Source organism: Pantoea alhagi (assembly GCF_002101395.1).
GTDB lineage: Bacteria > Pseudomonadota > Gammaproteobacteria > Enterobacterales > Enterobacteriaceae > Mixta > Mixta alhagi.
Genome location: NZ_CP019706.1, coordinates 1,729,736 through 1,755,163, shown reverse-complemented (window position 1 = coordinate 1,755,163; position 25,428 = coordinate 1,729,736). Strand labels below are relative to the sequence as shown.

Below are 25,428 nucleotides of genomic sequence, written 5' to 3'. Positions count from 1 at the left end.
TTTATGCAATTAAGGTAACGGACCCTTATACAATCTGTTAAAAATGTGATGGTCGTCAGCTTTGACCGCAACAAGCGCAGCAGACGACATATAACATCTTACTATTCAGGCCAGTGTAAGGAGAAAAGCGTTGGAGCAGAACCAGGAGTCAACGGCAGCCACCATGAAAGACGTGGCTGAGCGTGCGGGGGTTTCAACCGCCACCGTGTCCCGCGCACTGATGAACCCTGAAAAGGTCTCAGCGACAACCCGCCAAAAGGTTGAACAGGCGGTGATCGAAGTGGGCTACTCCCCTCATGCTCTGGCGCGGAATGCCAAACGCAGCGAATCACGCACTATTCTGGTTATTGTTCCCGATATCTGCGATCCCTTTTTCAGCGAAATCATTCGTGGCGTTGAAGTTACGGCAGCCGCTGAAGGCTATCTGGTGCTGATTGGCGACTGCGCCCATCAGAATCAGCAGGAAAAGACCTTTCTGAGCCTGATGCTGACGCGTCAGATCGACGGCATGGTACTGCTGGGTTCCCAGGTGCCTTTCGATACCGGGGTGGAAGAACAGCGCAGTTTACCGCCGATGGTAATGGCGAATGAATTTGCGCCCGATCTGGAGCTTCCCACGGTTCATATTGATAACCTGACCGCAGCCTTCGAAGCGGTTAATCATTTATGGCAGCTGGGCCATCGCCGCATTGCCTGCATTGCCGGCCCGGAAGAGATGCCGCTCAGCCATTATCGTTTGCAGGGCTATATTCAGGCGCTACGCCGTCATGGACAGGCAATCGAATCACGCTATATTGTGCGTGGCGACTTTACCTTTGAAGCTGGCGCTGCGGCGTTTAAGCGGCTGATGGCTTTACCACAGCCTCCGCAGGCGCTCTTTTGCCATAACGATATTATGGCCCTGGGCGCGATGTCACAGGCGAAAAGCATGGGCCTGCGCATTCCGCAGGACCTCTCTCTGGTCGGCTTTGATGATATTGAGCTTTCGCGTTACAGCGATCCTCCGCTGACTACCATTGCGCAACCGCGCTTCGCTCTGGGTCGGGAAGCGATGCTGCTTTTGCTGGAGCAATTACAGGGCCGTACCGTGAACAACGGCTCACGCCTGCTGGAGTTTGAACTCAAGCTGCGCGGAAGCACAATGCACGCCAGCTAAGCGTCCAGATGCCGTTGATCCGGCAGTTTCAGCAGATTCTTAAACGACTCACTGCTGGTCAAACTTCCAGCCCTTGAGTAACATGGCGGGCTAATAGCCGGATAGCTAAGGCGTTGCGCTAACTTAGCGCGCTTTATCCGGCATGCATTTTCTTCTTTGAATTAGCGGAACGATTAGTGGCACAAAAAGATTATGTAGGCCGCGGGCGTTCGACAGGGACGCGTCGCAAGAAAAGTAATAGCCGCAGCAAGAAACGCAACGGCAGCTCTGGTGTTTCAAAAATTATGATAGGGCTGGCGGTAGCGGTGCTGGTGACATTCGCGGGCGGGCTGTGGTTTATCGCTCATCATAAAAAAGAAGAGACGCCGGTTATTCCGGATCACAAAGTCAGCGGAAACGGGTTGCCGCCCAAGCCGGAAGAGCGCTGGAAATATATTAAAGAGCTGGAAAACCGTCAGCTTAGCGTGCCCACGCCAAAAGAGCCTTCCGCCGGCGGCGAAGTGCAGTCGCAGACTCAACTGACCGATGAACAGCGTCAGTTGCTGGAGCAAATGCAGGCCGATATGCGCCAGGCACCGACTCAGCTAAATGAAGTCCCGTGGAATGAACAAACGCCGATACAACGTCAGCAGACGCTACAGCGCCAGCAACAGCAGCTGCAACAACAGCAGATACAGCAGCAGCGCCTTGAGCAACAGCAACGCGTTCAACAGCAGCAAATTCAGCAGCAACAGCGTCTTGAACAGCAGCAACGTTTGCAGCAGCAGCAGCGTGCTCAACAGCAAACCACGCAGCAAACGCATATGCTGCCGCAAAATGGCGCTCAGCAGCCGGTAAATGCGCCGAAACCCCAGGAAAACAGCCGCGTTAAACCGCAGGAAACTGCCAAAGCCAAAGCGGTGGAAAAAGAGAAGTCGCAGCGCTGGATGGTGCAGTGCGGCTCGTTTAAAGGCAGTGAGCAGGCGGAATCGATCCGCGCCCAGCTGGCCTTTGAAGGTTTTGAAAGCCGTATCACTAACGGCGGCGGCTGGAACCGAGTGGTTATCGGGCCCTATAACAGCCGCGCCAGCGCCGACAGCACCCTGAAACGCCTGCGTAGTTCCGGCCATTCAGGCTGTATTCCTCTCGCGGTTGGGGGTTGAAACCCTTCAATCCTGCCCCATATCTTGTTGCATTATGCTTCGCGCCGCACAGCGCGAAGCTCTTTTTCCACTGTAACAAGGGGTCTGCCCGTGACAACGATAGTAAGTGTACGACGCAACGGCCACGTAGTAATTGGCGGTGATGGCCAGGCTACGCTCGGTAATACCGTAATGAAAGGCAACGTCAAAAAAGTGCGCCGTCTCTACAATGATAAGGTGATTGCGGGTTTTGCTGGCGGTACAGCCGATGCCTTTACACTGTTCGAGCTTTTCGAGCGTAAGCTGGAAATGCATCAGGGCCATTTGGTTAAAGCCGCGGTGGAACTTGCTAAAGACTGGCGAACCGACCGTATGCTGCGCAAACTTGAAGCGCTGCTGGCGGTGGCGGATGAAAACGCCTCGCTGATTATTACCGGCAATGGTGATGTCATCCAACCTGAAAACGATCTGATCGCGATTGGCTCCGGCGGCCCGTACGCCCAGGCGGCAGCACGCGCCATGCTGGAAAATACCGAGCTGAGCGCTCGCGACATTACCGAAAAAGCGTTGGGTATTGCAGGTGATATCTGCATCTACACCAACCACAATCTGACTATTGAAGAATTAGCGTCCAAAGCGTAAGGATCGAAACTATGTCTGAAATGACTCCGCGCGAGATTGTCAGCGAACTGAACAGATTTATCATCGGCCAGGATGGCGCCAAACGTGCTGTGGCGATCGCCCTGCGCAACCGCTGGCGTCGTATGCAGCTGGATGAAGATCTACGCCATGAAGTTACGCCGAAAAATATTCTGATGATTGGCCCGACCGGCGTAGGTAAAACGGAAATCGCCCGTCGTCTGGCTAAGCTGGCTAACGCGCCTTTTATCAAGGTTGAAGCTACCAAATTCACCGAAGTCGGCTACGTCGGTAAAGAAGTGGATTCTATTATCCGTGATTTGACCGATGCGGCGATGAAAATGGTGCGCATGCAGGCGATTGAACGCAATCGCTACCGCGCAGAAGAGATGGCTGAAGAACGCATTCTCGATGCGCTGATCCCTCCGGCTAAAAATAACTGGGGCCAGCCAGAGCAAAATGCTGAGCCGTCTGCTGCACGCCAGTCTTTCCGTAAAAAACTGCGCGAAGGCCAGCTGGACGACAAAGAAATTGAGATCAACCTGGCCGCCGCGCCGATGGGCGTAGAAATTATGGCGCCTCCGGGCATGGAGGAGATGACCAGCCAGCTGCAGTCAATGTTCCAGAATCTGGGCGGACAAAAGCAGAAGCCGCGCAAGCTGAAGATCAAAGATGCAATGAAGCTGCTGGTGGAAGAGGAAGCGGCCAAGCTGGTCAATCCGGAAGAGCTGAAAGAAGAAGCGATCGAAGCGGTTGAGCAACACGGTATCGTGTTTATCGACGAGATCGATAAAATCTGTAAGCGTGGCGAAACCTCAGGCCCGGATGTTTCTCGCGAAGGCGTGCAGCGTGACCTGCTGCCTCTGGTAGAAGGCTGCACCGTCTCTACCAAGCACGGCATGGTTAAAACCGACCATATCCTGTTTATCGCTTCCGGCGCATTCCAGGTCGCCAGCCCGTCAGATCTGATTCCGGAACTGCAGGGTCGTCTGCCGATTCGCGTTGAGCTGCAGCCGCTGACCGTAAACGATTTCGAACGTATCCTGACCGAGCCAAGCGCTTCCGTTACCGTGCAGTATAAAGCGCTGATGGGAACCGAAGGCGTTAATATCAGCTTTACCGAAGATGGCATTCGCCGTATCGCTGAAGCGGCATGGCAGGTTAACGAAACCACTGAAAACATCGGTGCGCGTCGTCTGCATACGGTGCTGGAGCGTCTGATGGAAGATATTTCCTATGATGCCAGCGATCGCAGCGGTGACAGCATTACCATTGATGCCGCGTATGTTTCGCAGCATCTGGATCAGCTGGTTGCTGACGAAGACCTCAGCCGCTTCATTCTGTAAGCGGTATTTATTATCAGGAAGGAGGCTACGGCCTCCTTTTTTATTGCTTCCTTCTGCGCCTGAACCACGTCAGTTTGACGGAGGTTAAGGTGGCCGCATGTATACCGCCGTAGACTCGATCTACCTCTTTTGGATTAAAAACGGCGGCGGTCTCACTTATGGAACATATTCAACCGGCAACGTTCTTTCACTTCCGCGCCTGGCTGGAAAGCCTGCGCTTGCGCACTTTGCCGCTGGCATTCGCCTCTATTCTGACGGGTTCTGCTCTGGCCTGGTGGCAGGGAGCTTTCAGCCTGACCATCGCCCTGCTCTGCTTCCTGACCAGTGGTCTGCTGCAGGTGCTATCTAATCTGGCTAACGATTATGGTGATGCGGTAAAAGGCAGCGACGGTAGCGAGCGTCTGGGCCCTTTGCGCGGCATTCAGAAAGGCGCGATTACCTTAGCGCAGCTGCGGACATCGATAGTTATTGCTACCGGGATGGCGCTGGTTTGCGGCATTTTACTGATTAGCTATGCCTGTCACAGCCTGAGCGATATGTTGAGTTTTCTGCTGCTGGGGGCGCTGGCGATTATCGCGGCCATTGCCTACACCGTAGGAAAGAAGCCCTATGGCTACCTGGGTCTGGGCGATTTATCGGTGTTGATATTTTTCGGCTGGCTGGCCGTCAGCGGCAGCTTTTACCTGCAGAGCCACCTTATCGAACCGCTGGTGCTGTTGCCCGCAACGGCCAGCGGCCTGCTGGCAGCGGCGGTGCTTAATATCAATAATCTGCGCGATATGGAAACCGATCGTCAATGCGGCAAGATGACGCTGGCAGTACGGCTGGGCGCTGCTAACGCTCGCCGCTATCACCTGCTGCTGCTGAGCAGCGCGTTGCTCTGTTTTGCCGCCTTTGCCTGTTTCGCCCGCCCAGGCTGGGGAAGCTGGCTTTTCCTGCTCTCTGCACCGCTGTTCTGGCAACAAGGCCTCTATATTCTGCGTGAAAAATCGCCCCTTGCTATGCGTCCCATGCTGGAAAAAACGGTTAAAGCGGCGCTGCTGGCGAACGTGCTGTTTTCTATAGGGATGCTGCTTTGATTGATATATCGCAACCTTTGCACCATTGATGATTTTGCCAACAACTTAAATAAAGCGATATACTTACCGCTCCTGTGGCAAACAGACGAAAATCCTATGAAATACGATACTTCCGAACTCTGCGACATCTATCACGAAGACGTAAACGTGGTAGAGCCCCTTTTCTCCAATTTTGGAGGTCGCACCTCGTTTGGCGGCCAAATCACGACGGTGAAATGTTTCGAGGACAACGGCCTGTTATACGACCTGCTGGAAGAAAATGGCCGGGGTCGTGTGCTGCTGGTAGATGGCGGCGGCTCAGTGCGGCGCGCGCTGGTTGATGCGGCGCTGGCTCAGCTGGCGGTGCAGAACGAATGGGAAGGCATTGTGGTCTACGGCTCGGTCCGCCAGGTTGACGATCTGGAAGAGCTGGATATTGGTATCCAGGCTATCGCCGCTATTCCGGTTGGCGCGGCGGGCGAAGGCATTGGCGAAAGCGATATTCGCGTTAACTTTGGCGGTGTTACCTTCTTTTCCGGCGACCATCTGTACGCGGACAATACCGGTATTATTCTGTCGGAAGACCCGCTGGATATTGAATAGCGGATTCGGCTACTGCGCCTGAGCGTGTCGCCAGGCAGATCGCGGACAGCAAAAACGGGTGCCTGGGCACCCGTTTTTTATGTTCGATGAAAGCAGCATCCGTGCGGATTAGACTTCTTCCATCTTACCTAACAAAGCCCGCAGGCGCTCCTGCCACTGAACCTGTTCTTCTTTCAGGTGCTGGTTTTCACGCACCAGCGCTTCGCTGTTTCCCGAGGCCTGTTGAACTTCATGTTTCAGGCTGTTGTTCTGCTCTTTCAGCTCTTCGATTTCCATCTGCAGCAGCGTGATGGTATCAATCGCCTGCTGTACTTTCGCTTCCAGTTTCTCGAATACTTCAAATGACATTCTATGACTTCTCCTAATCGCAAGGCGTTGATGATGCCAGCCGCAGACGACGAGACATCACAAAAATTCGTAAAAAACCCTAACACACCGATTGTAAGTAGCCGCACAGCCCAAGTCCAGCGGCGAACCGTTGTGAAGCGCAGTATGTAACACTTTTCAGCATATACCGAAAGCGGTACGGCAGCCTAATCCCTGATAATGGTCCGTTTGTTAACAAAACGAACGCAACGTGCAGCGAGAGGTGACAAAAATGATGTTTAAAGAACAGCAAAAGACGCGAAAGCGAGCATTTTTTTGATGGACTACACAGTTTTAGCGTTCGCTATTTCTCGTTTATGCGCGTTAACGATAAATTCACAACAGCCCTACATTTGTTTGGGTAGCTCAATGGAATGAAAACAACGATTGATAAAATTTAACCTCGCCTTCAGGAATTTCATTATGAGTCAGACAGCAACTAGCACACTCAAAGGTCAGTGCATTGCCGAATTTATTGGAACCGGCATGATCATCTTCTTCGGCGCTGGCTGTGTCGCCGCAATGAAGCTGACTGGCGCCGCTTTCGGTCAATGGGAAATTTGCATTGTCTGGGGCCTGGCCGTGGCCATGGCCGCCTATATGACGGCAGGCGTTTCAGGCGCACACCTGAACCCAGCCATTACCGTCGCACTTTGCCTGTTCGCCAATTTTGAAGCACGTAAGGTTGCCCCTTATATTGTGGCTCAGGTCGCCGGAGCATTCTGCGCCGCCGCACTGGTTTATGGACTTTATTACAGCTTATTTATTGACTATGAAAGCAGCCATCAGATGCTACGCGGCAGCACAGAAAGCCTCGATCTGGCCGGCATATTTTCAACCTACCCTAATCCGCATATTAGCGTAGGACAGGCGTTTTTGGTGGAGATGGTGATTACGGCAGTATTGATGGCCGTGATTATGGCGCTTACCGATGATGGCAATGGCGTACCTCGTGGGCCTTTGGCACCGCTGCTTATTGGTTTGCTGGTTGCGATTATCGGTGGTGCAATGGGGCCGCTGACCGGATTTGCACTGAACCCGGCACGTGATTTTGGTCCAAAAATTTTCGCCTGGCTGGCTGGCTGGGGTAACGTCGCCTTTACCGGTGGTCGTGATATTCCCTATTTCCTCGTGCCGATTTTTGGCCCGCTGGTTGGCGCCTGTCTTGGAGCCTGGGGTTATCGCTCACTGATCTGCCGTCACCTGCCCTGCAACCTTAACATTACGCAGGATACTAAAGCGGGAAAGCCGGTCGCGCGCGCTGAGCAGCATAAAGCGTAACAGTGTTCAATCTTTGCACATCAGGAATTGATTATGTCTACAGATAAAAAATATATTGTCGCGCTCGATCAGGGTACTACCAGCTCTCGTGCTGTGGTTCTTGACCATGACGCCAACATCGTGGCGGTTTCCCAACGGGAATTCACCCAAATCTATCCGAAAGCGGGCTGGGTTGAACACGATCCAATGGATATCTGGGCTTCCCAAAGCTCTACGCTGGTTGAAGTGCTGGCGCATGCGGATATTCGCTCTGACCAGATTGCTGCTATCGGTATCACTAACCAGCGCGAAACGGCGATTGTCTGGGATAAAGAATCTGGCAAACCGATTTATAACGCGATTGTCTGGCAGGATCCGCGCACGGCTGACTACTGCGAAAAGCTGAAAAAAGAGGGGCTGGAAGAGTACATTCAGCACACCACAGGTCTGGTGATTAACCCTTATTTCTCTGGCACCAAAGTGAAATGGATCCTCGATCATGTGGAAGGCGCACGCGAGCGCGCCAAACGTGGCGAGCTGCTGTTCGGAACCGTGGATACCTGGCTTATCTGGAAAATGACCCAGGGCCGGGTACATATTACCGACCACACCAACGCATCGCGTACCATGATGTACAACATTCATAAGCTGGAATGGGATCAGCGGATGCTGGACATCCTCGACATTCCGCGTGAAATGCTGCCGGAAGTGAAATCTTCATCTGAGGTGTATGGGCAAACCAATATCGGCGGTAAAGGCGGAACGCGTATTCCTATCGCCGGTATTGCTGGCGATCAGCAGGCGGCACTGTATGGCCAGCTCTGTGTATTGCCGGGTATGGCGAAAAATACTTACGGCACCGGCTGCTTTATGCTGATGAACACCGGTACCGAGGCGGTCACCTCTACGCATGGCCTGTTAACCACTATCGCTTGCGGCCCGCGCGGTGAAGTTAACTATGCGCTGGAAGGTGCCGTGTTTATCGGTGGTGCCGCAATTCAGTGGCTGCGCGATGAGATGAAACTGATCAGCGATTCTGCCGACTCAGAATATTTCGCCATGAAAGTAAAAGACTCAAACGGCGTCTATATGGTTCCTGCCTTTACCGGTCTGGGCGCGCCTTACTGGGATCCCTATGCGCGTGGTGCGCTGTTTGGCCTGACGCGCGGCGCAAATGCCAATCATATTATTCGTGCAACGCTGGAATCTATCGCCTATCAGACGCGCGACGTGCTGGAAGCGATGCAGAATGACGCCAATACGCGTTTGCAATCCCTGCGCGTTGACGGCGGCGCGGTCGCGAATAACTTCCTGATGCAGTTCCAGTCCGATATTCTCGGCACTCGCGTAGAGCGGCCGGAAGTGCGGGAAGTCACCGCGCTGGGTGCGGCCTATCTTGCCGGTCTGGCAGTGGGCTTCTGGAAAGATCTGGATGAAGTGCGCGCGAAGGCGGTTATTGAGCGCGAATTCCGCCCGAGCATTGAAACCACCGAGCGAAACTATCGCTACGCTGGCTGGCGTAAAGCCGTGGCCCGTGCCCAGGCATGGGAAGAGCACGACGAGTAATGCTTCAGGCCCGCGTCGCCAGCCGGCGCGGGCTTTTCTCTCCCCTTTCCCCGCTGTGATACACTTTCGCCTCATTTGTTTTTTCAGAGGCTGGTCATGAAACGAGAACTCGCCATTGAATTCTCCCGCGTTACCGAAGCTGCCGCCCTGGCAGGCTATAAATGGTTGGGTCGCGGCGACAAAAATCAGGCTGATGGCGCAGCAGTGAATGCCATGCGCATTATGCTCAACAAAGTTGATATCGACGGTCAGATTGTTATCGGCGAAGGTGAAATCGATGAAGCGCCGATGCTCTATATCGGTGAGAAAGTCGGCACCGGCAACGGCGATGCCGTTGATATCGCCGTCGATCCGATTGAAGGCACCCGCATGACCGCCATGGGTCAGGCGAATGCGCTGGCCGTGCTGGCGGTGGGTGATCGAGGCACGTTCCTGAATGCGCCCGATATGTATATGGAAAAGCTGATTGTCGGCCCAGCCGCCAAAGGCCATATCGATCTGAACCTGCCGCTGGAAACTAATCTGAAAAATATCGCGGTGGCATCAGGCAAAACGCTTGATGAACTGACGGTAACCATTCTGGCGAAGCCGCGCCATGATGACGTGATCAGGCAGATGCAGCAGCTGGGCGTGCGCATATTCGCGATTCCCGACGGTGATGTCGCTGCCTCTATCCTGACCTGTATGCCCGATAGTGAAGTCGATGTGCTGTACGGTATCGGCGGCGCGCCGGAAGGCGTGGTATCAGCAGCGGTGATCCGCGCGCTGGATGGCGACATGCAGGGGCGTCTGCTGCCTCGTCATGAGGTGAAAGGGGAAAGCGAAGAAAACCGTCGTCTGGGCGAGCAGGAACTGGCGCGTTGCCATGAAATGGGGATCAACGCTTATCAGGTGCTGACATTAGATATGATGGCGCGTAACGACAATGTGATTTTCTCCGCCACCGGCATTACCAGCGGCGACCTGCTGAAAGGCATTACGCGCCAGGGAAATATCGCAACCAGTGAAACGCTGCTGATCCGGGGTAAATCAAGGACTATCCGCCGTATTCAGTCGATTCACTATCTCGATCGCAAGGATACGGCGCTGCATCCGTGGATCCTGTAAGCATCAAATGACCTGCGGTTCGGGGCCTTTTGATAGCGGCCACCAGCATAGCAGCATTAACACTGCAGTCGCGCACATCAACATGCCCAAACTAAACTGGCTGTTCTGCGGCAGCATCGCCGACAGCCAGGCAACCAGTCCGGAACCCAGGTTCTGCAGCCCGCCAATCAGTGCGCCAGCCGTCCCCGCCAGCCAGGCGTAAGGCTCCATCGCGCCAGATGTTGCCAGCGGAAACATCATCCCGGCGCCAAAGAAAAACAGAGATGCCGGTACCAGCAGCGTCCAGATATTCATGATGCCAAACCAGGCGGGCAGCCACATCAGAACGCCAGCCAGCAGGCAGCTGTTTACCGCATACCACATCAGTGTATGAAAACTTTTTTCGTCACGTCCGGCAAACCAGGCACCAAAAAAAGCTGCCGGGATCGGCAGAATAAACAGAATGCTGATGGTCATTGCATCCAGCCCCAGCACGCCGCCCATCAAAATGCCGCAGCTTGCCTCATAGACGGCAATTCCTGCCAGCGCGCCAATAAGCATAATCAGATAGCGAACAAAAATGCGATCGCTCAGTAATGGCCGATAACGTGAAAACAGTGGACGGGTTTCGCTCGCTGGAGGACGGGTTTCCGGTAGCCAGCGCGCCATTGCGCCGGTGACCAGCAAACACAGCAGCAGCAGGAAAGCAAAGCAGGCGTGCCAGCCAAACAGATGCGTTAGCATCGCGCCGAGCATTGGCGCTGCCAGTGGGCTGACAAGAATACCCATATTTAACAGGCTGTTTGCCTGACGTAGCGCGCTGCCGGCATATAAATCACGCGGCATGGTCCGCGCCATCACGCCTGCGACGCCGGTGCCTAATCCCTGCAGGGCGCTGGCCGCTATCAGCCAGTCGATAGAAGGCGCAAGCAATGCGCCCAGCGCGCCCAGCATAAAAATAGCCATGCCCGCCAGTATTACCGGTTTACGTCCCACGCTATCGGAGAGAGGCCCGTAAATCAGCTGTGAACTACCGTAGGTCATCAGGTAGGCGGCCATAACGCGCTGCATTACGCCATCGCGTATGTTAAAAGATGCAGCAATGTCGGCCATTGCAGGGACATAGATGGTTTGTGCCATTTGTCCTACCGCCACCAATATAATCAGCATCAGTAACAGATGTCCGTTTTCTATCTTTTTCATAGTTACTTAGAAGAAAGTTACAGAATAAAAGCCCACTGTTTGACTGTTATGTAGCAAATCAATGGGGATTTCAGGTTTGATGGCGGCAAAAATAGCAGTTTGCTCACAGAAGGGAATCACGCAGCGATAAGTTTTTTTGCCATTCTGTCAGCAGAAATTGCCCTTCTTTGTAAAACTAACTATACGGCCGCACAAACTGATACCTCCTTTTGTCGCGCAGAGCTTTTCTGGCGCAGGCAGGCTGGAAAAAACGGCGTTGAGTGACGAAGATAGGCAAAGAGCTAACTGGAGAGAGGAAAAGTCATGGCTGAATGGGTTAACGGCAGCGTTACGGAAGTTACACACTGGACGGATAGTTTGTTCAGCATCAAGGTTAATGCTCCCGTCACGCCCTTTACCGCTGGCCAGTTTGCCAAGCTGGCGCTGGAGATTGAAGGCGAGCGGGTGCAGCGCGCCTACTCGTATGTTAATGCCCCTGCCGATCCCGCTTTAGAATTTTACCTGGTCAATGTGCCGGAAGGGAAATTAAGCCCAAGGCTACACGCCTTACAGCCGGGCGATGGGGTAATGGTGACGAAAGAAGCCGCCGGTTTTTTTGTGCTGGAAGAGATCCCCGAATGCCAAACCCTGTGGATGCTGGCAACCGGCACCGCTATCGGCCCTTACCTTTCGATTTTGCAACAGGGTGAAGGCCTGGAGCGTTTCCAGAATCTGGTACTGGTTCATGCCGCGCGCTACGCCGCCGATTTAAGTTATCTGCCGCTCATGCAGCAGCTGGAGCAGCGCTATAACGGCACACTGCGGATCCAGACGGTCGTCAGCCGCGAAGAGAGCCCTGGCTCATTAACGGGGCGCGTCCCGGCGCTGATTGCCAGCGGTGAGCTGGAGCGTGCGGTGGGGCTGCCAATGGAGGCTGACAGCAGCCACGTTATGCTGTGCGGTAATCCGCAAATGGTGCGCGATACCCAGCAACTGTTAAAAGAGACGCGCGCAATGAATAAACATCTGCGGCGTAAACCCGGCCATATCACCAGCGAGCATTACTGGTGAGGGCTTTTTTCCACGCCGCGCCAGCGAAAATAGTTAACCGGCTGCGCGGCCCGACCATAACGGTTTTCGCCTGCCGAACCGCTCAGCAGACCTAATTCGCATAACATGCCGACAAGAATTAGCGCAGGCACAAAACGTCCCAGACCGCTGTGCCAGCCAGCGCCTAAAACGCCCCAGTTACCCGCCAGCAGGATCCAGGCGACCACCAGTAACAGCGCCCAGTAGCCGCGTTTGTTACGATCGTGCAGGCGTTTCACCAGCACCGCGCTGGCAGGCCATAGCAAGCAGACCACGCAGAATGCTGCCATCTGGGTATCCAGCAAATCGTTTCCCGCCAGCGTGAAAAGCGCGGTCATGGTCAACAGCCAGACTATCTGCCAAATCCAGAAGTCACGCCGTCCCAGGCGACCACGATAAGAAAAACACCATTGCTGTAGCGTCATGCTTTCGTCCCGAGGAAAACTAAAAAGGGTTGCCGCAGTTTTTGACTTTGGCGGGTAAAAACCGTTCTAATCTGGGCTGAGTTTACTGGACAGGGCAAAAAAAATGAAGAAAGCGCCAGGCTCTTTGCTGACGCCCATCCCAATACTGTTGGCACTATTGACGGTCACCGCCGCGCATGCCGATGATGTATCGTCGCGTAGTAATGACTTGCCCACTGCGCCTTACCTGCTGCCAGGTGCGCCAACATTTGATATGAGTATTGCGCAGTTTCGGGAAAAGTATAATACGGCAAATCCTGATTTACCGCTCAGCGAATATCGGGCGATCGACAGTCGACTGGACAAAAGTCCATTAACGCGTGCGGCCAGTAAGATCAGCGAAACGCTCTACGCCTCTACGGCGCTGGAGCCGGGCACCGGAAAAATAAAAACGCTCCAGATCACCTGGCTGCCGATTCCCGGCTCTGATGAAAAAGCAGCGCAGGAAAAAGCGCAGGCGTATATGACGGCGCTGATGCGCTTTTTCTTGCCAACACGTTCGCCAGAAGATAGCCGCAAACGGCTGAATGAACTGCTGAGCAAGGGGAAAGGCGCACGCTATTATTCGCAGACCGAAGGCGCGCTACGCTTTGTTGTCGCAGACAACGGCGAAAAGGGGCTCACCTTTGCCGTAGAGCCAATCAAGCTCTCGCTCACGGTGCCCTAAGGGTTGTGCCAAAAATGACGAAAAGCAAAGCCATTCAGGGTTAACATCTCTATACTGTCTGGCAGACATCGCTGCCCGTCGGGCAGTGTACTTTACTGGTATTGCGTTACACGTGGAGGATATGATGCGACATCCATTAGTTATGGGTAACTGGAAACTGAACGGCAACAAAAAAATGGTCAGCGATCTGATCGACGGCCTGCGTAAAGAACTGAACGCCGTTCAGGGCTGTGGCGTTGCCATCGCCCCGCCAGTGATGTATCTGGATCAGGCGCAGCAGGCGCTGGCCGACAGCCAGATCGTACTGGGTGCCCAGAACGTTGATGTTAACCTGTCTGGTGCCTTTACCGGTGAAGTCTCTGCCGAAATGCTGAAGGATATTGGCGCTCGCTATATCATTATCGGCCATTCAGAACGCCGTACTTATCACAAAGAAAGCGATGAGTTCATTGCGAAAAAATTCGCCGTGCTGAAAGAAGCAGGTCTGACTCCGGTACTCTGCATCGGTGAGACCGAAGCAGAAAACGAAGCGGGTAAAACCGAAGAAGTATGCGCGCGTCAAATTGATGCGGTGCTGGAAAGCCAGGGTGCTGCCGCCTTTAACGGCGCAGTGATTGCCTATGAGCCGATCTGGGCGATTGGCACCGGCAAATCAGCCACTCCGGCACAGGCGCAGGCGGTGCATAAGTTCATTCGTGAACATATCGCGAAGAAAGATGCGAAAGTAGCCGAGCAGGTTATTATCCAGTACGGCGGTTCCGTTAACGATAAAAATGCCGCAGAGCTGTTTGCTCAGCCGGATATCGATGGCGCGCTGGTTGGCGGTGCTTCACTGAAAGCTGACGCCTTTGCCGTCATCGTCAAGGCTGCTGCCGCCGCAAAAGCCTGATGTTTAACGGGCGGCATTGCCGCCCGTTCTCTGTTACACCTTAATGCAGGATCGTACAGCGATGTTCCTGCAACTCCTCCGCTGAAGCCCGATTCATCTTTAGCCAGTCACGCTTTATTGCCATTAATGCCAGCCTGCCATCGGATAAGCTAGCCAGCGCCAGGCCATATTTCCCCATCTCCTGCTGCGCCTGCGGCACTTCCTGCATTAGACGAATAAAACTGCTCTGCTGCGCCAGCTCGGCTGGCGTCAATGTGCGAACCAGCCAGCGATGCTGATGCAACGTTTCCGGCTGCCACTGTGAATTCAGCTGCGGCGTTAGCCTGTCCAGCTGCTGACGTACCTCAGGATCCAGGCAGGAGATATGAATATGCAGCTGGTTCTGCGTACGGCCATACTCAGAATTAATGGCTAATGAGATGGCGCTATCGGGAACGGCAGAGCCGTGACGCATCGTCAGCAGATGACGCTGTTGCCAGGCCAGCGCAAAGAAGTCAGGCGTAGCGGGATCCCGCAGCGCCGGGCTTTCGATACCGCTGATGCGGGCCACAGGCATTAATAAATATTGCAGAGAGCCGTTACGATCTTTCAGTGTGACGTAACCCGCCTTGATATCAACACGCTGGCAGGGGCTGGGATCGTTTTTTTGTAGCTGGCCCGGCACGCACTGCTGGCTAATAATTTGCCACAGCGCGTTGCCGTTATGATGAAAACGCCATGCCGCGAAGGCCAGCGCGATAACAAGAAAGGCGATAACAATCGTAACGATTTTCAGAACGCTTGCAGGGACTGACATGGCGACTTCTCCTGATGACCGCTGGCAATCCTCGTTGGCTTAACGAGAATTGTCACGCTAAATCATCAGAGGAAAACGCGCTAGCGTTTCATTACCTGGTCGTAGGTGCCGCCTTCCGCAAAGTGCGTTTTCTGTGCCTGCGTCCAGCCGCCGAATTTGTCATCAATGGTGAACAGCTTCAGCGGCGTAAAGGTGCTGGCATATTTCTTTGCCACCCCGGCATCACGAGGACGGTAGAAGTTTTGCGCGGCAATGGCCTGCCCTTCCGGTGAGTAGAGATAATTCAGATAGTCATTGGCTACTTTGCGCGTATCACGATCGTCAACCACGCGATCAACAACGGATACCGTCGGCTCGGCAAGGATAGACTCACTGGGCGTAACAATGTCAAACTGGTCTTTACCCAGCTTATTCACCGCCAGATAAGCTTCGTTTTCCCAGGCAATCAGCACATCGCCAATGCCGCGTTCAACAAAAGTATTCGTTGCCCCGCGAGCACCGGAATCCTGCACCTCGACGTTTTTATACAGTGCTTTAACAAACTCCAGCGCCTTATCCTGGTTGTCATTGCTCTGATCCAGCGCGTAGCCCCAGGCGGCAAGATAGTTCCAGCGTGCGCCGCCAGAGGTTTTAGGATTAGGGGTAATAACCGCAACGCCAGGTTTCAGCAAATCCGGCCAGTCGTGGATCTGCTTGGGATTGCCTTTACGCACCAGAAAAACGATGGTGGAGGTGTAAGGCGCAGAATTATCCGGTAGCCGTTTTATCCACTCTTTATTAATTCGGCCGCGCCCGGCAATGGCATCAATATCGGAAGCCAGCGCCAGCGTTACCACATCGGCGCGAATGCCGTTGATTACTGACGTTGCCTGCTTACCGGAGCCGCCATGCGACTGGCGGATCACAATATTATCGCCGGTTTGCTGCTTGTAGTGCGCGCTGAACGCTTTGTTATATTGCTCATACAGCTCACGCGTCGGATCGTAAGATACGTTCAGCAGCTCAATATTTTTTGCCAGTACGCTGGCTGATGCCAGTAAAACGGCCAGCCCTACACTCCACTTATTCATCGTACGCCCCCCCGGAAGTTATTAACGGAAGCGTGACATAAAGCTTACGGCGTTTTAAAGAATTAAAAATAGGAGGTTATTACTTTATGGAATATAAACAGGGGGAAAACAGGGCACTGCGCGCGCAGCACCCTGAAAACAATTAATAAAGTTTTTTCGCGGTTTCCAGCCAGTCGCGTTTGAAAGGGCGCTTCATGTTTTCAATGGCATCGATGATGTCGTGATGCACCATCTTTTCATTCTGGATGCCCACGCAGCGGCCGCCGTAGCCCTGTAGCAACAGTTCAATCGCATAAGCGCCCATACGTGAAGCCAGAATACGGTCATAGGCGACCGGCGCACCGCCGCGCTGGATATGACCCAGAACCGTCGCGCGCGTTTCGCGTTTGGTTTCCGCTTCGATATATTTCGCCAGCTCATCGATATCGCAGATATGCTCGGTAATCGCCACGATAGCGTGCTTTTTACCTTTCTCGATACCCGCTTTGATCTCCTGCACCAGCTCTTCGCGAGTATAAGGAATTTCCGGCAGTACGATAAACTCACATCCGCCCGCAATCGCCGCTGCCAGCGTCAGATCACCACAGTAACGGCCCATCACTTCAACGATAGAAATACGTTGGTGTGAAGAAGAGGTATCACGCAGGCGGTCAATCGCTTCAACCACCGTTTCCAGCGCTGTGAAATAACCAATGGTGTAGTCGGTACCGGCCACGTCGTTATCGATGGTGCCCGGTAAACCAATACATGGGAAGCCCATTTCAGTCAGGCGTTTCGCACCCATGTAAGAGCCGTCGCCGCCAATCACCACCAGCGCATCGATATTGCGTTTTTTCATATTCTCAATGGCTACCTGACGCGTTTCCTCATTACGGAACTCAGGAAAACGCGCAGAGCCCAGAAAGGTGCCGCCGCGGTTAATCATGTCAGAAACGCTGTAGCGGTCGAGGTTGATCATGCGGTCTTCATACAAGCCGAGATAGCCATCATAAATGCCACAAACTTCCAGTCCTTCACTCAGGGCGGAGCGAACGACACCGCGAATAGCTGCGTTCATCCCTGGGGCGTCGCCGCCGCTTGTCAGTACACCGATTTTCTTGATCATGGCTACCTCTGGACTTAATACTTAATGATGAATTCGTTACGCCGGAAAGGTTCGACGCCCGCTCAGTGTCCGATCTTACCGACTCATAATGGCAAATAGTATATCAAACCCCTGCTGCTGAATTGATTCAGGTCAGGCTAGTTTCGGGTAAAATCTTTTCCACAATGTGGCTTTGCGCCTCGTTCAAAAGCCAGGCTGATATTATTCCACACTTCTGTCTATAAAAAACCCTGCGGCTCGGTGCGGGCAACAGAACAGGGATCCTGATGGATGATAATATCCGAACCAGGAAACTGTTTTAAAAGCGCCTGCTCTACCTGCTCCGCCACGCGATGTGCCTGAATTAACGGCAAGTTATCCTCTATTTCAAGATGGACCTGAATAAAGCGTGTCGGACCTGATTGTCGGGTACGCAAATCGTGCGCGCCCTGTACGCCAGGCCAGCTGGTGATGATTTGCACTATCTGTTGCCGCTCCGCATCGGGCAATGCGCGATCAAGTAAAGACTGTACGGCATCATAGCCCATACGTAGCGCACTAAACAGAATCCATGCGCCGATGCCTAACGCAAACAGTGCATCAGCACGGGTGAAGCCATACCAGCTAAGCGCCAGCGCCAGCAAAATGGCTCCGTTCATCAATACGTCAGACTGATAGTGCAACATATCGGCACGAATCGCCTGGCTTTGCGTTTTACGCACTACCCAGCGTTGAAAAGCTACCAGCAGCAGCGTTGAAACCAATGCCACAAGGGTAACAACCATGCCTACCAGCGGTGCGTGTAGCACGCCCGGAGAAGCCAAATGCTGAATACCGGTCAGGAACAAAAACAGGGCAGAGCCGGAAATGAACATACTTTGCGCCAGTGCCGCCAGCGATTCCGCTTTACCATGACCAAACGTATGCTCCGCATCCGCAGGCTGCAATGAATAGCGCACCACCAGAAGATTGGTCAAAGAGGCGGCGGTATCAACCAGCGAATCCACCAGAGCCGCCAGTACGCTGACCGATCCGGTATACCACCAGGCGAATATCTTGATAAATAACAGCAGCACTGCCAGCACCGTTGCAGCCATTGCCGCCCGGTTAACCAGCCGCGCATAGGAAGCTAACATCCGCACCCCTCTGAAAGTAAAAGCTAAGTATAAGAGCAGTATCGCAAAAAGCAGCAGGGTACGCGCAAAGGATGTGCAGAAAAGGGAGATATTATAGGCAAAAAAAACCCCGCCATCATGGCGGGGAAGACAGGGATGGTGTCTATGGCAAGGAAAACAGGGATACTATGTTACTGGTTACTGTCGGCACTACTCGCTTCATGCAGAGGTTGAACCTGCTGCAGATTCGTCAGCCTGCGCAACTCACTCATTCGTTGCTCATGCTTTTGTTGCAAAACAGCCTGTTGCTGTGGCGTTAGCAGGTGATACATCTGGTTGCGGATACGGGCCATCTCGACCTGCCGCGCAACCTGTTCCTGTGCTAACTTTTCTGCCTGAGCCTTTACGGCTGTTTCATTAAACTTTTCTGCAATCACCAGATTATGCAGAGTTTCTAAATCTTTCACGTTTACGGGAGGGCGCTCATGTTGCGTCTGCTGCATCAGATCCCGCATCTGCTGACGCTGTTGTTCCGAAAGCTTAATGCCATCAAACATATGGCTTTGCGGATTTTGCGCTATGCTGCCAGTCATCGATTCGCCTGGCGGATGCATCCCGTCAATCGTCGTAACGTCTGCTGCCCATGCGCTGGAGTAACTAAAAACCACCGAGGCTGAAGCAATGACGACGGCGGTTACTTTGCGCATCGTTTACTCCCACATTCATTTGCATCATTTGATTCAACGCAGTTCAGACTACAGAGATAGCTGCAAACTAGCGTCAGGGGGTGTAAAACTACGTAAAGCGATGGAATGGGGTAGGCGATCACGCTATTTTGCCTGCGGAGGGCTTAAGAAAATGAATAAAATCCTGTTGGTTGATGATGACCGCGAATTAACTTCGCTGCTTAAAGAACTGCTTGAAATGGAAGGGTTTAATATCGTTGTCGCCTCAGATGGGGAACAGGCGCTCAGCCTGCTCGATGACACTATTGATCTGTTATTACTTGATGTGATGATGCCTAAAAAGAACGGCATCGATACGTTGAAAGAACTTCGCCAGCAATACCAAACACCGGTGATTATGTTGACCGCGCGCGGCAGCGAACTGGATCGCGTTTTAGGCCTCGAACTGGGTGCCGATGACTATTTACCGAAGCCGTTTAACGATCGCGAACTGGTCGCCCGTATCCGCGCTATTTTGCGTCGTTCCAGCTGGAGCGAACAGCAACAGCAGCATGACAACAGCTCACCGACGCTGGAAGTCGACTGTCTGCGACTCAATCCTGGCCGTCAGGAAGCCAGCTTTGATAACGTTACGCTGGATCTGACCGGTACCGAATTTACCCTACTCTATTTGTTAGCCCAGCATCTTGGCCAGGTAGTCTCACGCGAGCATCTCAGTCAGGAAGTGCTGGGTAAGCGCCTGACACCCTTTGATCGCGCCATTGATATGCATATTTCCAACCTGCGTCGTAAGCTGCCTGAACGCCGCGATGGTCACCCCTGGTTTAAAACGCTGCGTGGCCGTGGATATTTGATGGTCTCCGCGTCATGATAAGCAGCCTGACCACTCGCATCTTTGCCATCTTCTGGTTAACCCTGGCGTTGGTTCTGATGCTGGTGCTAATGCTCCCTAAGCTGGATTCACGCCAGCTTACGTCGCTGCTGGAAAGCGAGCAGCGACAGGGCATCATGATTGAGCAGCACATTGAGGCGGAGCTTATGCAGGATCCGCCTAATGATTTAATGTGGTGGCGTCGGCTGTTTCGCGCTATCGATAAATGGGCACCGCCCGGCCAACGTCTGCTGCTGGTTACCAGCGAAGGCCGCGTTATTGGCGCTCAGCATAATGAAATGCAGATTATCCGCAATTTTATCGGCCAATCTGACAATGCCGATCATCCTCAGAAAAAGAAATATGGCCGCGTTGAGCTGGTTGGGCCTTTTGCCGTACGCGATGGCGAAGATAATTATCAACTCTATCTGATGCGCCCGGCCAGCAGCTCCCAGCTGGATTTCATCAATCTGCTGTTTGACCGTCCGCTGTTGCTCTTGATCGTCACCATGCTGATCAGCTCCCCTTTGCTGCTATGGCTGGCCTGGAGCCTGGCGAAACCGGCGCGTAAGTTAAAACACGCGGCGGATGAGGTAGCAAGTGGGAATCTGCGTCAGCATCCGGAACTGGAAGCGGGGCCGCAGGAATTTCTTGCTGCTGGCTCCAGCTTTAATCAGATGGTCAGCGCTCTGGAGCGCATGATGACCGCGCAACAGCGTCTGCTCTCCGATATTTCACACGAGCTGCGAACGCCCTTAACACGCCTGCAGCTGGCCACTGCCCTGATGCGTCGTCGTTATGGCGAAGGCAAAGAGTTAGGACGCATTGAGCTGGAGGCGCAGCGCCTTGACGGCATGATTAACGATTTGCTGGTGCTGTCGCGTACGCAGCATAAAAATGCGTTAGTCAGCGAAGCGATGAAAGCAAACCATCTCTGGAATGGCGTACTGGAAGATGCCAAATTTGAAGCGGAGCAGATGGGTAAAAAGCTGGAGGTGCCCTACCCGCCAGGCCCATGGCCGCTGTATGGCAACCCCCATGCGCTGGAAAGCGCGCTGGAAAATATTGTCCGTAATGCGCTGCGCTACTCAAATTCACATATTTCAGTGAGCTTCTCTGTGGATAATCAGGGGATCACGGTGCATGTCGATGATGACGGTCCTGGCGTCAGCCCGGAAGATCGTGAACAGATATTCCGTCCGTTCTATCGCACCGATGAGGCGCGCGACAGGGAGTCCGGCGGCACCGGGCTGGGCCTGGCGATTGTCGAAACGGCTATCCAGCAGCATCGCGGCTGGGTAAAAGCGGATGACAGCCCGCTCGGCGGCTTGCGTTTGACTATCTGGCTACCGCTGTACTCTGTGCGCTAATTTGTTATGCTTCGGCCCTCGTTATCGGGGGCCTTATGCTGAACATCGTCTTATTTGAACCTGAAATTCCACCTAATACCGGCAATATCATTCGCCTGTGCGCAAATACCGGCTTCCAGCTGCATCTGATTGAGCCGCTTGGCTTTACCTGGGATGACAAGCGCCTGCGCCGCGCCGGGCTTGATTACCATGAATTTACCGCGATTAAACGTCACGCCAGCTTTGAGGCGTTCTGCACCAGCGAACAGCCAGAGCGCCTGTTTGCGCTGACAACCAAGGGCACGCCTGCGCACAGCGCGGTTAGCTATCAATCAGGTGATTACCTGCTGTTTGGCCCTGAAAGCCGCGGCTTACCCGCCACGATTCTGGATGCACTCCCCCCACAGCAAAAAATCCGTATTCCCATGCTGGCGCAAAGCCGCAGTATGAACCTGTCGAATGCGGTTTCAGTGGTGGTATATGAAGCCTGGCGGCAACTGGAATATCAGGGCGCCCTGCTTAAAAGCTGACGCCGACGAAGGGCGACGTCAGATACCGTCGCCAAACTCAAAGCCGGGGATCGTGCCGTTAAAATGCTGATCCATATCCATGGATGGCTTATCGCTGGCCGGTTTGCCAACGATGCGCGCCGGCACGCCGGCGGCGGTGGTATGTGGCGGCACCGGCTGCAGCACCACCGAACCGGCGCCAATTTTCGCACCGCGTCCGACTTCGATATTGCCGAGGATTTTCGCACCGGCGCCAATCATCACGCCTTCACGAATTTTAGGATGACGGTCGCCGCTGGTTTTACCCGTGCCGCCAAGCGTAACTGACTGCAGGATAGAGACATCGTTCTCAACCACCGCCGTTTCGCCAATCACGATGCCGGTCGCATGGTCAAGCATAATGCCGCAGCCGATACGCGCGGCCGGATGGATATCTACGGCAAAAGAGACAGAGATTTCATTTTGCAGATAGACCGCCAGCGCCCGGCGGCCTTCGTTCCACAGCCAGTGACCGATACGGTAAGCCTGCAGCGCATGGAAGCCTTTCAGATAGAGCAGCGGCGTCGAATATTTATCTATCGCCGGATCGCGCTGGCGTACTGCCAGAATATCGCGTGCCGCCGCAGCGATCATTGAGGGGTCATGGCGATACGCCTCTTCGACAATCTCACGAATGGCGATAGCGGGCATAATTGCATTAGCCAGCTTGTTAGCCAGCATATAACTTAGCGCGCCGCCAAGGTTCTCATGCTTAAGCAATGTCGCATGGAAAAAACTGGCCAGCATGGGTTCACAATCCGCCAGGGCACGCCCTTCCGCTTTGATGTTATTCCAGACCAGCTGTAACTCTTCATCCGACATTGCTCTCTCCCGATAAAAAAATAGCGTCCGGTTCGCCCGAGACGCCACAGGTATCCAGCCGGGCCTCCCGCCTCAGCGACTACTGTTTTCATCCTTGCGGGTACGTCCCAGCAGATTCAATGCTGCCTCGCGCGCCGATTTTTCGCAATACAATACCTGATAAATTTGCTCGGTTATTGGCATTTCGACACCATAGCGTGCCGCCAGCGCGCGCACTTCTTTGGTGTTGCGATAGCCTTCCACAACCTGTCCAATCTGTGTCTGCGCACTCTCGACATCCACGCCCTGGCCCAGCATGATGCCGAACCGGCGATTGCGTGACTGATTATCGGTACAGGTCAGCACCAGATCGCCCAGCCCTGCCATGCCCATAAAAGTAGTAGGATCGGCGCCCAGCGCTTCGCCAAGACGACTCATCTCCGCCAGGCCACGGGTAATCAAAGCGGTACGCGCATTCGCCCCAAAGCCGATACCGTCAGAAATACCTGCGCCAATAGCGATCACGTTTTTCACCGCGCCGCCCAGCTGCACCCCGATAAAGTCAGGGTTGTTGTAGACGCGAAAACTTTTACCGCAGTGCAGCAGCAACTGAAGATCGTCAGCAAACTGCGGTTCGGTCGCGGCCAGCGCAATCGCGGTAGGTAAACCCGCCGCCAGCTCTTTCGCGAAAGTTGGGCCGGAGATCACCGCCAGCGGCAGCGTATCGCCAACAATATCGCGCGCCACATCCTGCAGTAAACGTCCGGTTTCACGCTCCAGCCCTTTGGTGGCCCAGACAATACGCGAGTCAGCACGCAAATACGGTTTGATCTGCTGTAGCACTTCGCCAAAAACATGACTCGGCACCACAATCAGCAAATCACGACTGGCGGCAACGGCCTGGGCAAGGTCAGGCTCGGTAGATAGCGTGGCGGGAAAAGGCACGTCCGGCAGAAAAGCCACATTGCAGCGATCGGCTTCCAGCTGGGAGAGATGTTGAGGATTATGGCCCCACAACAGCACCTGATGGCCGTTGCGGGCTAAGGTAATGGCGAGTGCGGTGCCGTAAGATCCGGCACCAAGCACGGTAACTGCTGCGTTACGCTTGTTCATCAGGCATCCTGACGAGGTTCGCCGCCTTCTTCTTGCTGCTGCAGATAGTTCATAAACAGCGCATCGAAGTTAACCGGCGCGAGGTTAAGTTGCGGGAAGGTGCCGCGTGAAACCAGACTGGTGATGCACTCACGGGCGTACGGGAACAGAATATTCGGACAGTAAGCGCCAAGGCAATGTGCCATCTGGGTGCCTTCAATACCAGAAATAGTGAAGATACCCGCCTGCTGCACTTCGCACAGGAACGCCGTTTCCGTCCCTACAGATGCCGTAACCGTTACGCGCAGCACCACTTCGTAAATACCTTCAGCCAGCTGGCTGGATGCAGTATCCAGATCCAGTTTAACTTCCGGCTCCCACTCTTTCTGGAAAACCTGTGGCGCGTTAGGCGCTTCAAAGGAAATATCTTTCGTATAAATACGCTGGATCTGGAATGACATTTCGCTGGTGTTTTGTTCTGACATTGTGTTGAGTCCTGTTAGTTAAAAAAATCCATCGTGGTGCCAGTTAAGCCATTATTTCAGCAAAGGATCAAGACCTTCGCGGCTGTCCAGCGCATAAAGATCGTCACAACCGCCAATGTGTTGCGCATCGATAAAAATCTGCGGTACGGTGGTTCGGCCGCTGCGTTTGATCATCTCTTCGCGCTTATCCGCATCACCGTCAATCGGGATTTCCTGGAAAACGACGCCTTTCTGCGTCAGCAGCGCTTTTGCCCGATGGCAGTAAGGACAGGTTGCTTTGGTATAAATTTCTACGTTAGCCATATTCAGCACCTTGTAAGGTTATTTACCGCGTACCAGCGGCAGATTTTCACTGCTCCAGCCAGCAATACCATCTTTCAGTACGCTTACCTGCTCGAAACCTGCAGCGCTCAGTTGAGAAGCCGCTTCAAATGCAGAAGTTCCCGTCGCGCAAACTACAATTATGGGCTGAGCTTTATGCTTTTCCAATTCGCTGAACGTGCCCTTTTTAATATCCGCCGCCAGAATATTATGCGCGCCGGAAATATGACCTTTACGAAATTCGTCGCGGGAGCGGGTATCCACAACCACCGCATCTTCCTTGTTAATCAGGCGAGTCGCTTCGCCGCGGCTGATGGTTTTAACTTTGGAAAACATGCCCTTAAACGTGGTCACGATCACTAAAACCAGCAATACGACCCATGCCAGACAAAGAATGGGGTGATTGCTTGCGAATTGCATAATTTCTTGCATGAGGGGTAACAACTCCCGACAGGGTTAATAAGCGAAAAATAGGTTTCTGAGTATACCTACGCCACCTCGCATGTACAGTCGCGAAGCGGTGAGAGTGACGTTTTCTGTTGTATAAAGCGGAAAAAATTTGCCGTGGCGCAAACAATACTGAAACCCGACGGTAAAAAGGCGCGGCAGAGGCGGCGATTATCCGCTAATGTCCTTTTAATAAAGCGAATTGCATTCTTTGCTGCCTGCCGTGCGGTAAAAGAAAGGCGTTTGAAACGAACAGAAACGCAAAAGCCTG

The 25,428-nt window shown here is 53.6% G+C and carries 28 protein-coding genes; 15 read left to right on the top strand and 13 right to left on the bottom strand.

Features of this window, described 5'->3' with window-relative positions:
* Positions 1-130 precede the first annotated feature (130 nt).
* From cytR to rraA, 6 genes are all read left to right on the top strand, one after another.
* A complete protein-coding gene (cytR, locus tag B1H58_RS08235) occupies positions 131-1,156 on the top strand; it encodes a DNA-binding transcriptional regulator CytR (protein WP_085069372.1) in 1,026 nt (341 codons plus the stop codon).
* A 176-nt stretch (positions 1,157-1,332) separates the two neighbouring features.
* Positions 1,333-2,298 (top strand): cell division protein FtsN, encoded by a 966-nt coding sequence (gene ftsN / locus B1H58_RS08230; RefSeq protein WP_085069370.1) that lies wholly within the window; start codon positions 1,333-1,335, stop codon positions 2,296-2,298.
* Between the two features lie 90 nt (positions 2,299-2,388).
* Entirely contained in the window at positions 2,389-2,919 is a 531-nt protein-coding gene (hslV, locus tag B1H58_RS08225; protein WP_085069368.1) for an ATP-dependent protease subunit HslV, read from the top strand.
* An 11-nt stretch (positions 2,920-2,930) separates the two neighbouring features.
* On the top strand, positions 2,931-4,262 hold the full coding sequence (hslU, locus tag B1H58_RS08220; RefSeq protein ID WP_085069366.1) for an HslU--HslV peptidase ATPase subunit: 1,332 nt from the start codon (positions 2,931-2,933) through the stop codon (positions 4,260-4,262).
* A gap of 158 nt (positions 4,263-4,420) precedes the next feature.
* Positions 4,421-5,341, top strand: coding sequence for a 1,4-dihydroxy-2-naphthoate polyprenyltransferase (locus B1H58_RS08215; protein WP_085069364.1), 921 nt, complete (start codon positions 4,421-4,423; stop codon positions 5,339-5,341).
* Positions 5,342-5,437: 96 nt separating this feature from the next.
* Positions 5,438-5,923, top strand: a complete 486-nt coding sequence (rraA, locus tag B1H58_RS08210; protein WP_085072261.1) for a ribonuclease E activity regulator RraA — start codon at positions 5,438-5,440, stop codon at positions 5,921-5,923.
* Positions 5,924-6,031: 108 nt separating this feature from the next.
* Here the strand turns inward: rraA and zapB are convergent, their stop codons facing one another.
* On the bottom strand, positions 6,032-6,271 hold the full coding sequence (gene zapB, locus B1H58_RS08205) for a cell division protein ZapB (RefSeq protein ID WP_085069362.1): 240 nt from the start codon (positions 6,269-6,271) through the stop codon (positions 6,032-6,034).
* A 441-nt stretch (positions 6,272-6,712) separates the two neighbouring features.
* Here zapB and B1H58_RS08200 point away from each other — a divergent pair, with 441 nt between their 5' ends.
* The 3 genes from B1H58_RS08200 to glpX all read left to right on the top strand — a co-directional run bounded on the left by B1H58_RS08200 (position 6,713) and on the right by glpX (position 10,222).
* The gene (locus tag B1H58_RS08200) at positions 6,713-7,570 is read left to right on the top strand and encodes an MIP/aquaporin family protein (protein ID WP_085069360.1); all 858 of its coding nucleotides are present in this window, start codon (positions 6,713-6,715) and stop codon (positions 7,568-7,570) included.
* A gap of 30 nt (positions 7,571-7,600) precedes the next feature.
* Positions 7,601-9,115: a glycerol kinase GlpK gene (glpK, locus tag B1H58_RS08195; protein ID WP_085072260.1), complete on the top strand. Its 1,515-nt coding sequence runs from the start codon at positions 7,601-7,603 to the stop codon at positions 9,113-9,115.
* A gap of 96 nt (positions 9,116-9,211) precedes the next feature.
* The gene (glpX, locus tag B1H58_RS08190) at positions 9,212-10,222 is read left to right on the top strand and encodes a class II fructose-bisphosphatase (RefSeq protein ID WP_085069358.1); all 1,011 of its coding nucleotides are present in this window, start codon (positions 9,212-9,214) and stop codon (positions 10,220-10,222) included.
* A 3-nt stretch (positions 10,223-10,225) separates the two neighbouring features.
* Here glpX and emrD read toward each other — a convergent pair whose 3' ends face one another.
* Positions 10,226-11,404, bottom strand: coding sequence for a multidrug efflux MFS transporter EmrD (emrD, locus tag B1H58_RS08185; protein ID WP_085069356.1), 1,179 nt, complete (start codon positions 11,402-11,404; stop codon positions 10,226-10,228).
* A gap of 303 nt (positions 11,405-11,707) precedes the next feature.
* Here emrD and fpr point away from each other — a divergent pair, with 303 nt between their 5' ends.
* Positions 11,708-12,454, top strand: coding sequence for a ferredoxin--NADP(+) reductase (fpr, locus tag B1H58_RS08180; RefSeq protein ID WP_085069354.1), 747 nt, complete (start codon positions 11,708-11,710; stop codon positions 12,452-12,454).
* Here fpr and B1H58_RS08175 read toward each other — a convergent pair.
* Positions 12,445-12,897 (bottom strand): DUF805 domain-containing protein, encoded by a 453-nt coding sequence (locus B1H58_RS08175; RefSeq protein ID WP_085069352.1) that lies wholly within the window; start codon positions 12,895-12,897, stop codon positions 12,445-12,447. The two genes, fpr and B1H58_RS08175, sit on opposite strands and share 10 nt — an antisense overlap.
* Before the next feature lie 103 nt (positions 12,898-13,000).
* Between B1H58_RS08175 and B1H58_RS08170 the strand changes: the two genes are divergently transcribed.
* Entirely contained in the window at positions 13,001-13,603 is a 603-nt protein-coding gene (locus B1H58_RS08170) for a DUF1454 family protein (protein WP_085069350.1), read from the top strand.
* 124 nt (positions 13,604-13,727) lie between these two features.
* Positions 13,728-14,492, top strand: a complete 765-nt coding sequence (tpiA, locus tag B1H58_RS08165; protein ID WP_085069348.1) for a triose-phosphate isomerase — start codon at positions 13,728-13,730, stop codon at positions 14,490-14,492.
* 40 nt (positions 14,493-14,532) lie between these two features.
* Here tpiA and B1H58_RS08160 read toward each other — a convergent pair whose 3' ends face one another.
* The 5 genes from B1H58_RS08160 to cpxP form a co-directional block, all read right to left on the bottom strand.
* A complete protein-coding gene (locus tag B1H58_RS08160) occupies positions 14,533-15,288 on the bottom strand; it encodes a CDP-diacylglycerol diphosphatase (RefSeq protein WP_085069347.1) in 756 nt (251 codons plus the stop codon).
* 80 nt (positions 15,289-15,368) lie between these two features.
* Entirely contained in the window at positions 15,369-16,358 is a 990-nt protein-coding gene (locus B1H58_RS08155) for a sulfate ABC transporter substrate-binding protein (protein ID WP_085069345.1), read from the bottom strand.
* Positions 16,359-16,500: 142 nt separating this feature from the next.
* Positions 16,501-17,463, bottom strand: coding sequence for a 6-phosphofructokinase (pfkA, locus tag B1H58_RS08150; RefSeq protein WP_085069343.1), 963 nt, complete (start codon positions 17,461-17,463; stop codon positions 16,501-16,503).
* 218 nt (positions 17,464-17,681) lie between these two features.
* On the bottom strand, positions 17,682-18,578 hold the full coding sequence (gene fieF / locus B1H58_RS08145) for a CDF family cation-efflux transporter FieF (RefSeq protein WP_085069341.1): 897 nt from the start codon (positions 18,576-18,578) through the stop codon (positions 17,682-17,684).
* Between the two features lie 170 nt (positions 18,579-18,748).
* Entirely contained in the window at positions 18,749-19,264 is a 516-nt protein-coding gene (gene cpxP / locus B1H58_RS08140; RefSeq protein WP_085069339.1) for a cell-envelope stress modulator CpxP, read from the bottom strand.
* A gap of 151 nt (positions 19,265-19,415) precedes the next feature.
* Here cpxP and cpxR point away from each other — a divergent pair, with 151 nt between their 5' ends.
* The 3 genes from cpxR to trmL are packed head-to-tail and all read left to right on the top strand — an operon-like array spanning position 19,416 to position 21,993.
* On the top strand, positions 19,416-20,114 hold the full coding sequence (gene cpxR / locus B1H58_RS08135; RefSeq protein ID WP_085069337.1) for an envelope stress response regulator transcription factor CpxR: 699 nt from the start codon (positions 19,416-19,418) through the stop codon (positions 20,112-20,114).
* Complete coding sequence (gene cpxA, locus B1H58_RS08130; protein ID WP_085069336.1) at positions 20,111-21,484, top strand: envelope stress sensor histidine kinase CpxA; 1,374 nt, start codon at positions 20,111-20,113, stop codon at positions 21,482-21,484. The genes cpxR and cpxA overlap by 4 nt, the downstream gene beginning before the upstream one ends.
* 35 nt (positions 21,485-21,519) lie before the next feature.
* Entirely contained in the window at positions 21,520-21,993 is a 474-nt protein-coding gene (gene trmL / locus B1H58_RS08125; protein WP_085069334.1) for a tRNA (uridine(34)/cytosine(34)/5-carboxymethylaminomethyluridine(34)-2'-O)-methyltransferase TrmL, read from the top strand.
* 18 nt (positions 21,994-22,011) lie between these two features.
* Here trmL and cysE read toward each other — a convergent pair whose 3' ends face one another.
* The 5 genes from cysE to B1H58_RS08100 form a co-directional block, all read right to left on the bottom strand.
* On the bottom strand, positions 22,012-22,833 hold the full coding sequence (gene cysE / locus B1H58_RS08120; RefSeq protein ID WP_085069332.1) for a serine O-acetyltransferase: 822 nt from the start codon (positions 22,831-22,833) through the stop codon (positions 22,012-22,014).
* A 72-nt stretch (positions 22,834-22,905) separates the two neighbouring features.
* Positions 22,906-23,925: an NAD(P)H-dependent glycerol-3-phosphate dehydrogenase gene (gene gpsA / locus B1H58_RS08115; RefSeq protein WP_085069330.1), complete on the bottom strand. Its 1,020-nt coding sequence runs from the start codon at positions 23,923-23,925 to the stop codon at positions 22,906-22,908.
* Complete coding sequence (gene secB, locus B1H58_RS08110; protein ID WP_085069328.1) at positions 23,925-24,389, bottom strand: protein-export chaperone SecB; 465 nt, start codon at positions 24,387-24,389, stop codon at positions 23,925-23,927. The genes gpsA and secB overlap by 1 nt, the downstream gene beginning before the upstream one ends.
* Positions 24,390-24,440: 51 nt before the next feature.
* Complete coding sequence (grxC, locus tag B1H58_RS08105; protein ID WP_085069326.1) at positions 24,441-24,692, bottom strand: glutaredoxin 3; 252 nt, start codon at positions 24,690-24,692, stop codon at positions 24,441-24,443.
* Positions 24,693-24,710: 18 nt separating this feature from the next.
* Positions 24,711-25,142 carry a rhodanese-like domain-containing protein gene (locus B1H58_RS08100; RefSeq protein ID WP_085069324.1) on the bottom strand — a complete coding sequence of 144 codons (432 nt, stop codon included), beginning with the start codon at positions 25,140-25,142 and terminating at the stop codon, positions 24,711-24,713.
* Between the last annotated feature and the right edge of the window lie 286 nt (positions 25,143-25,428).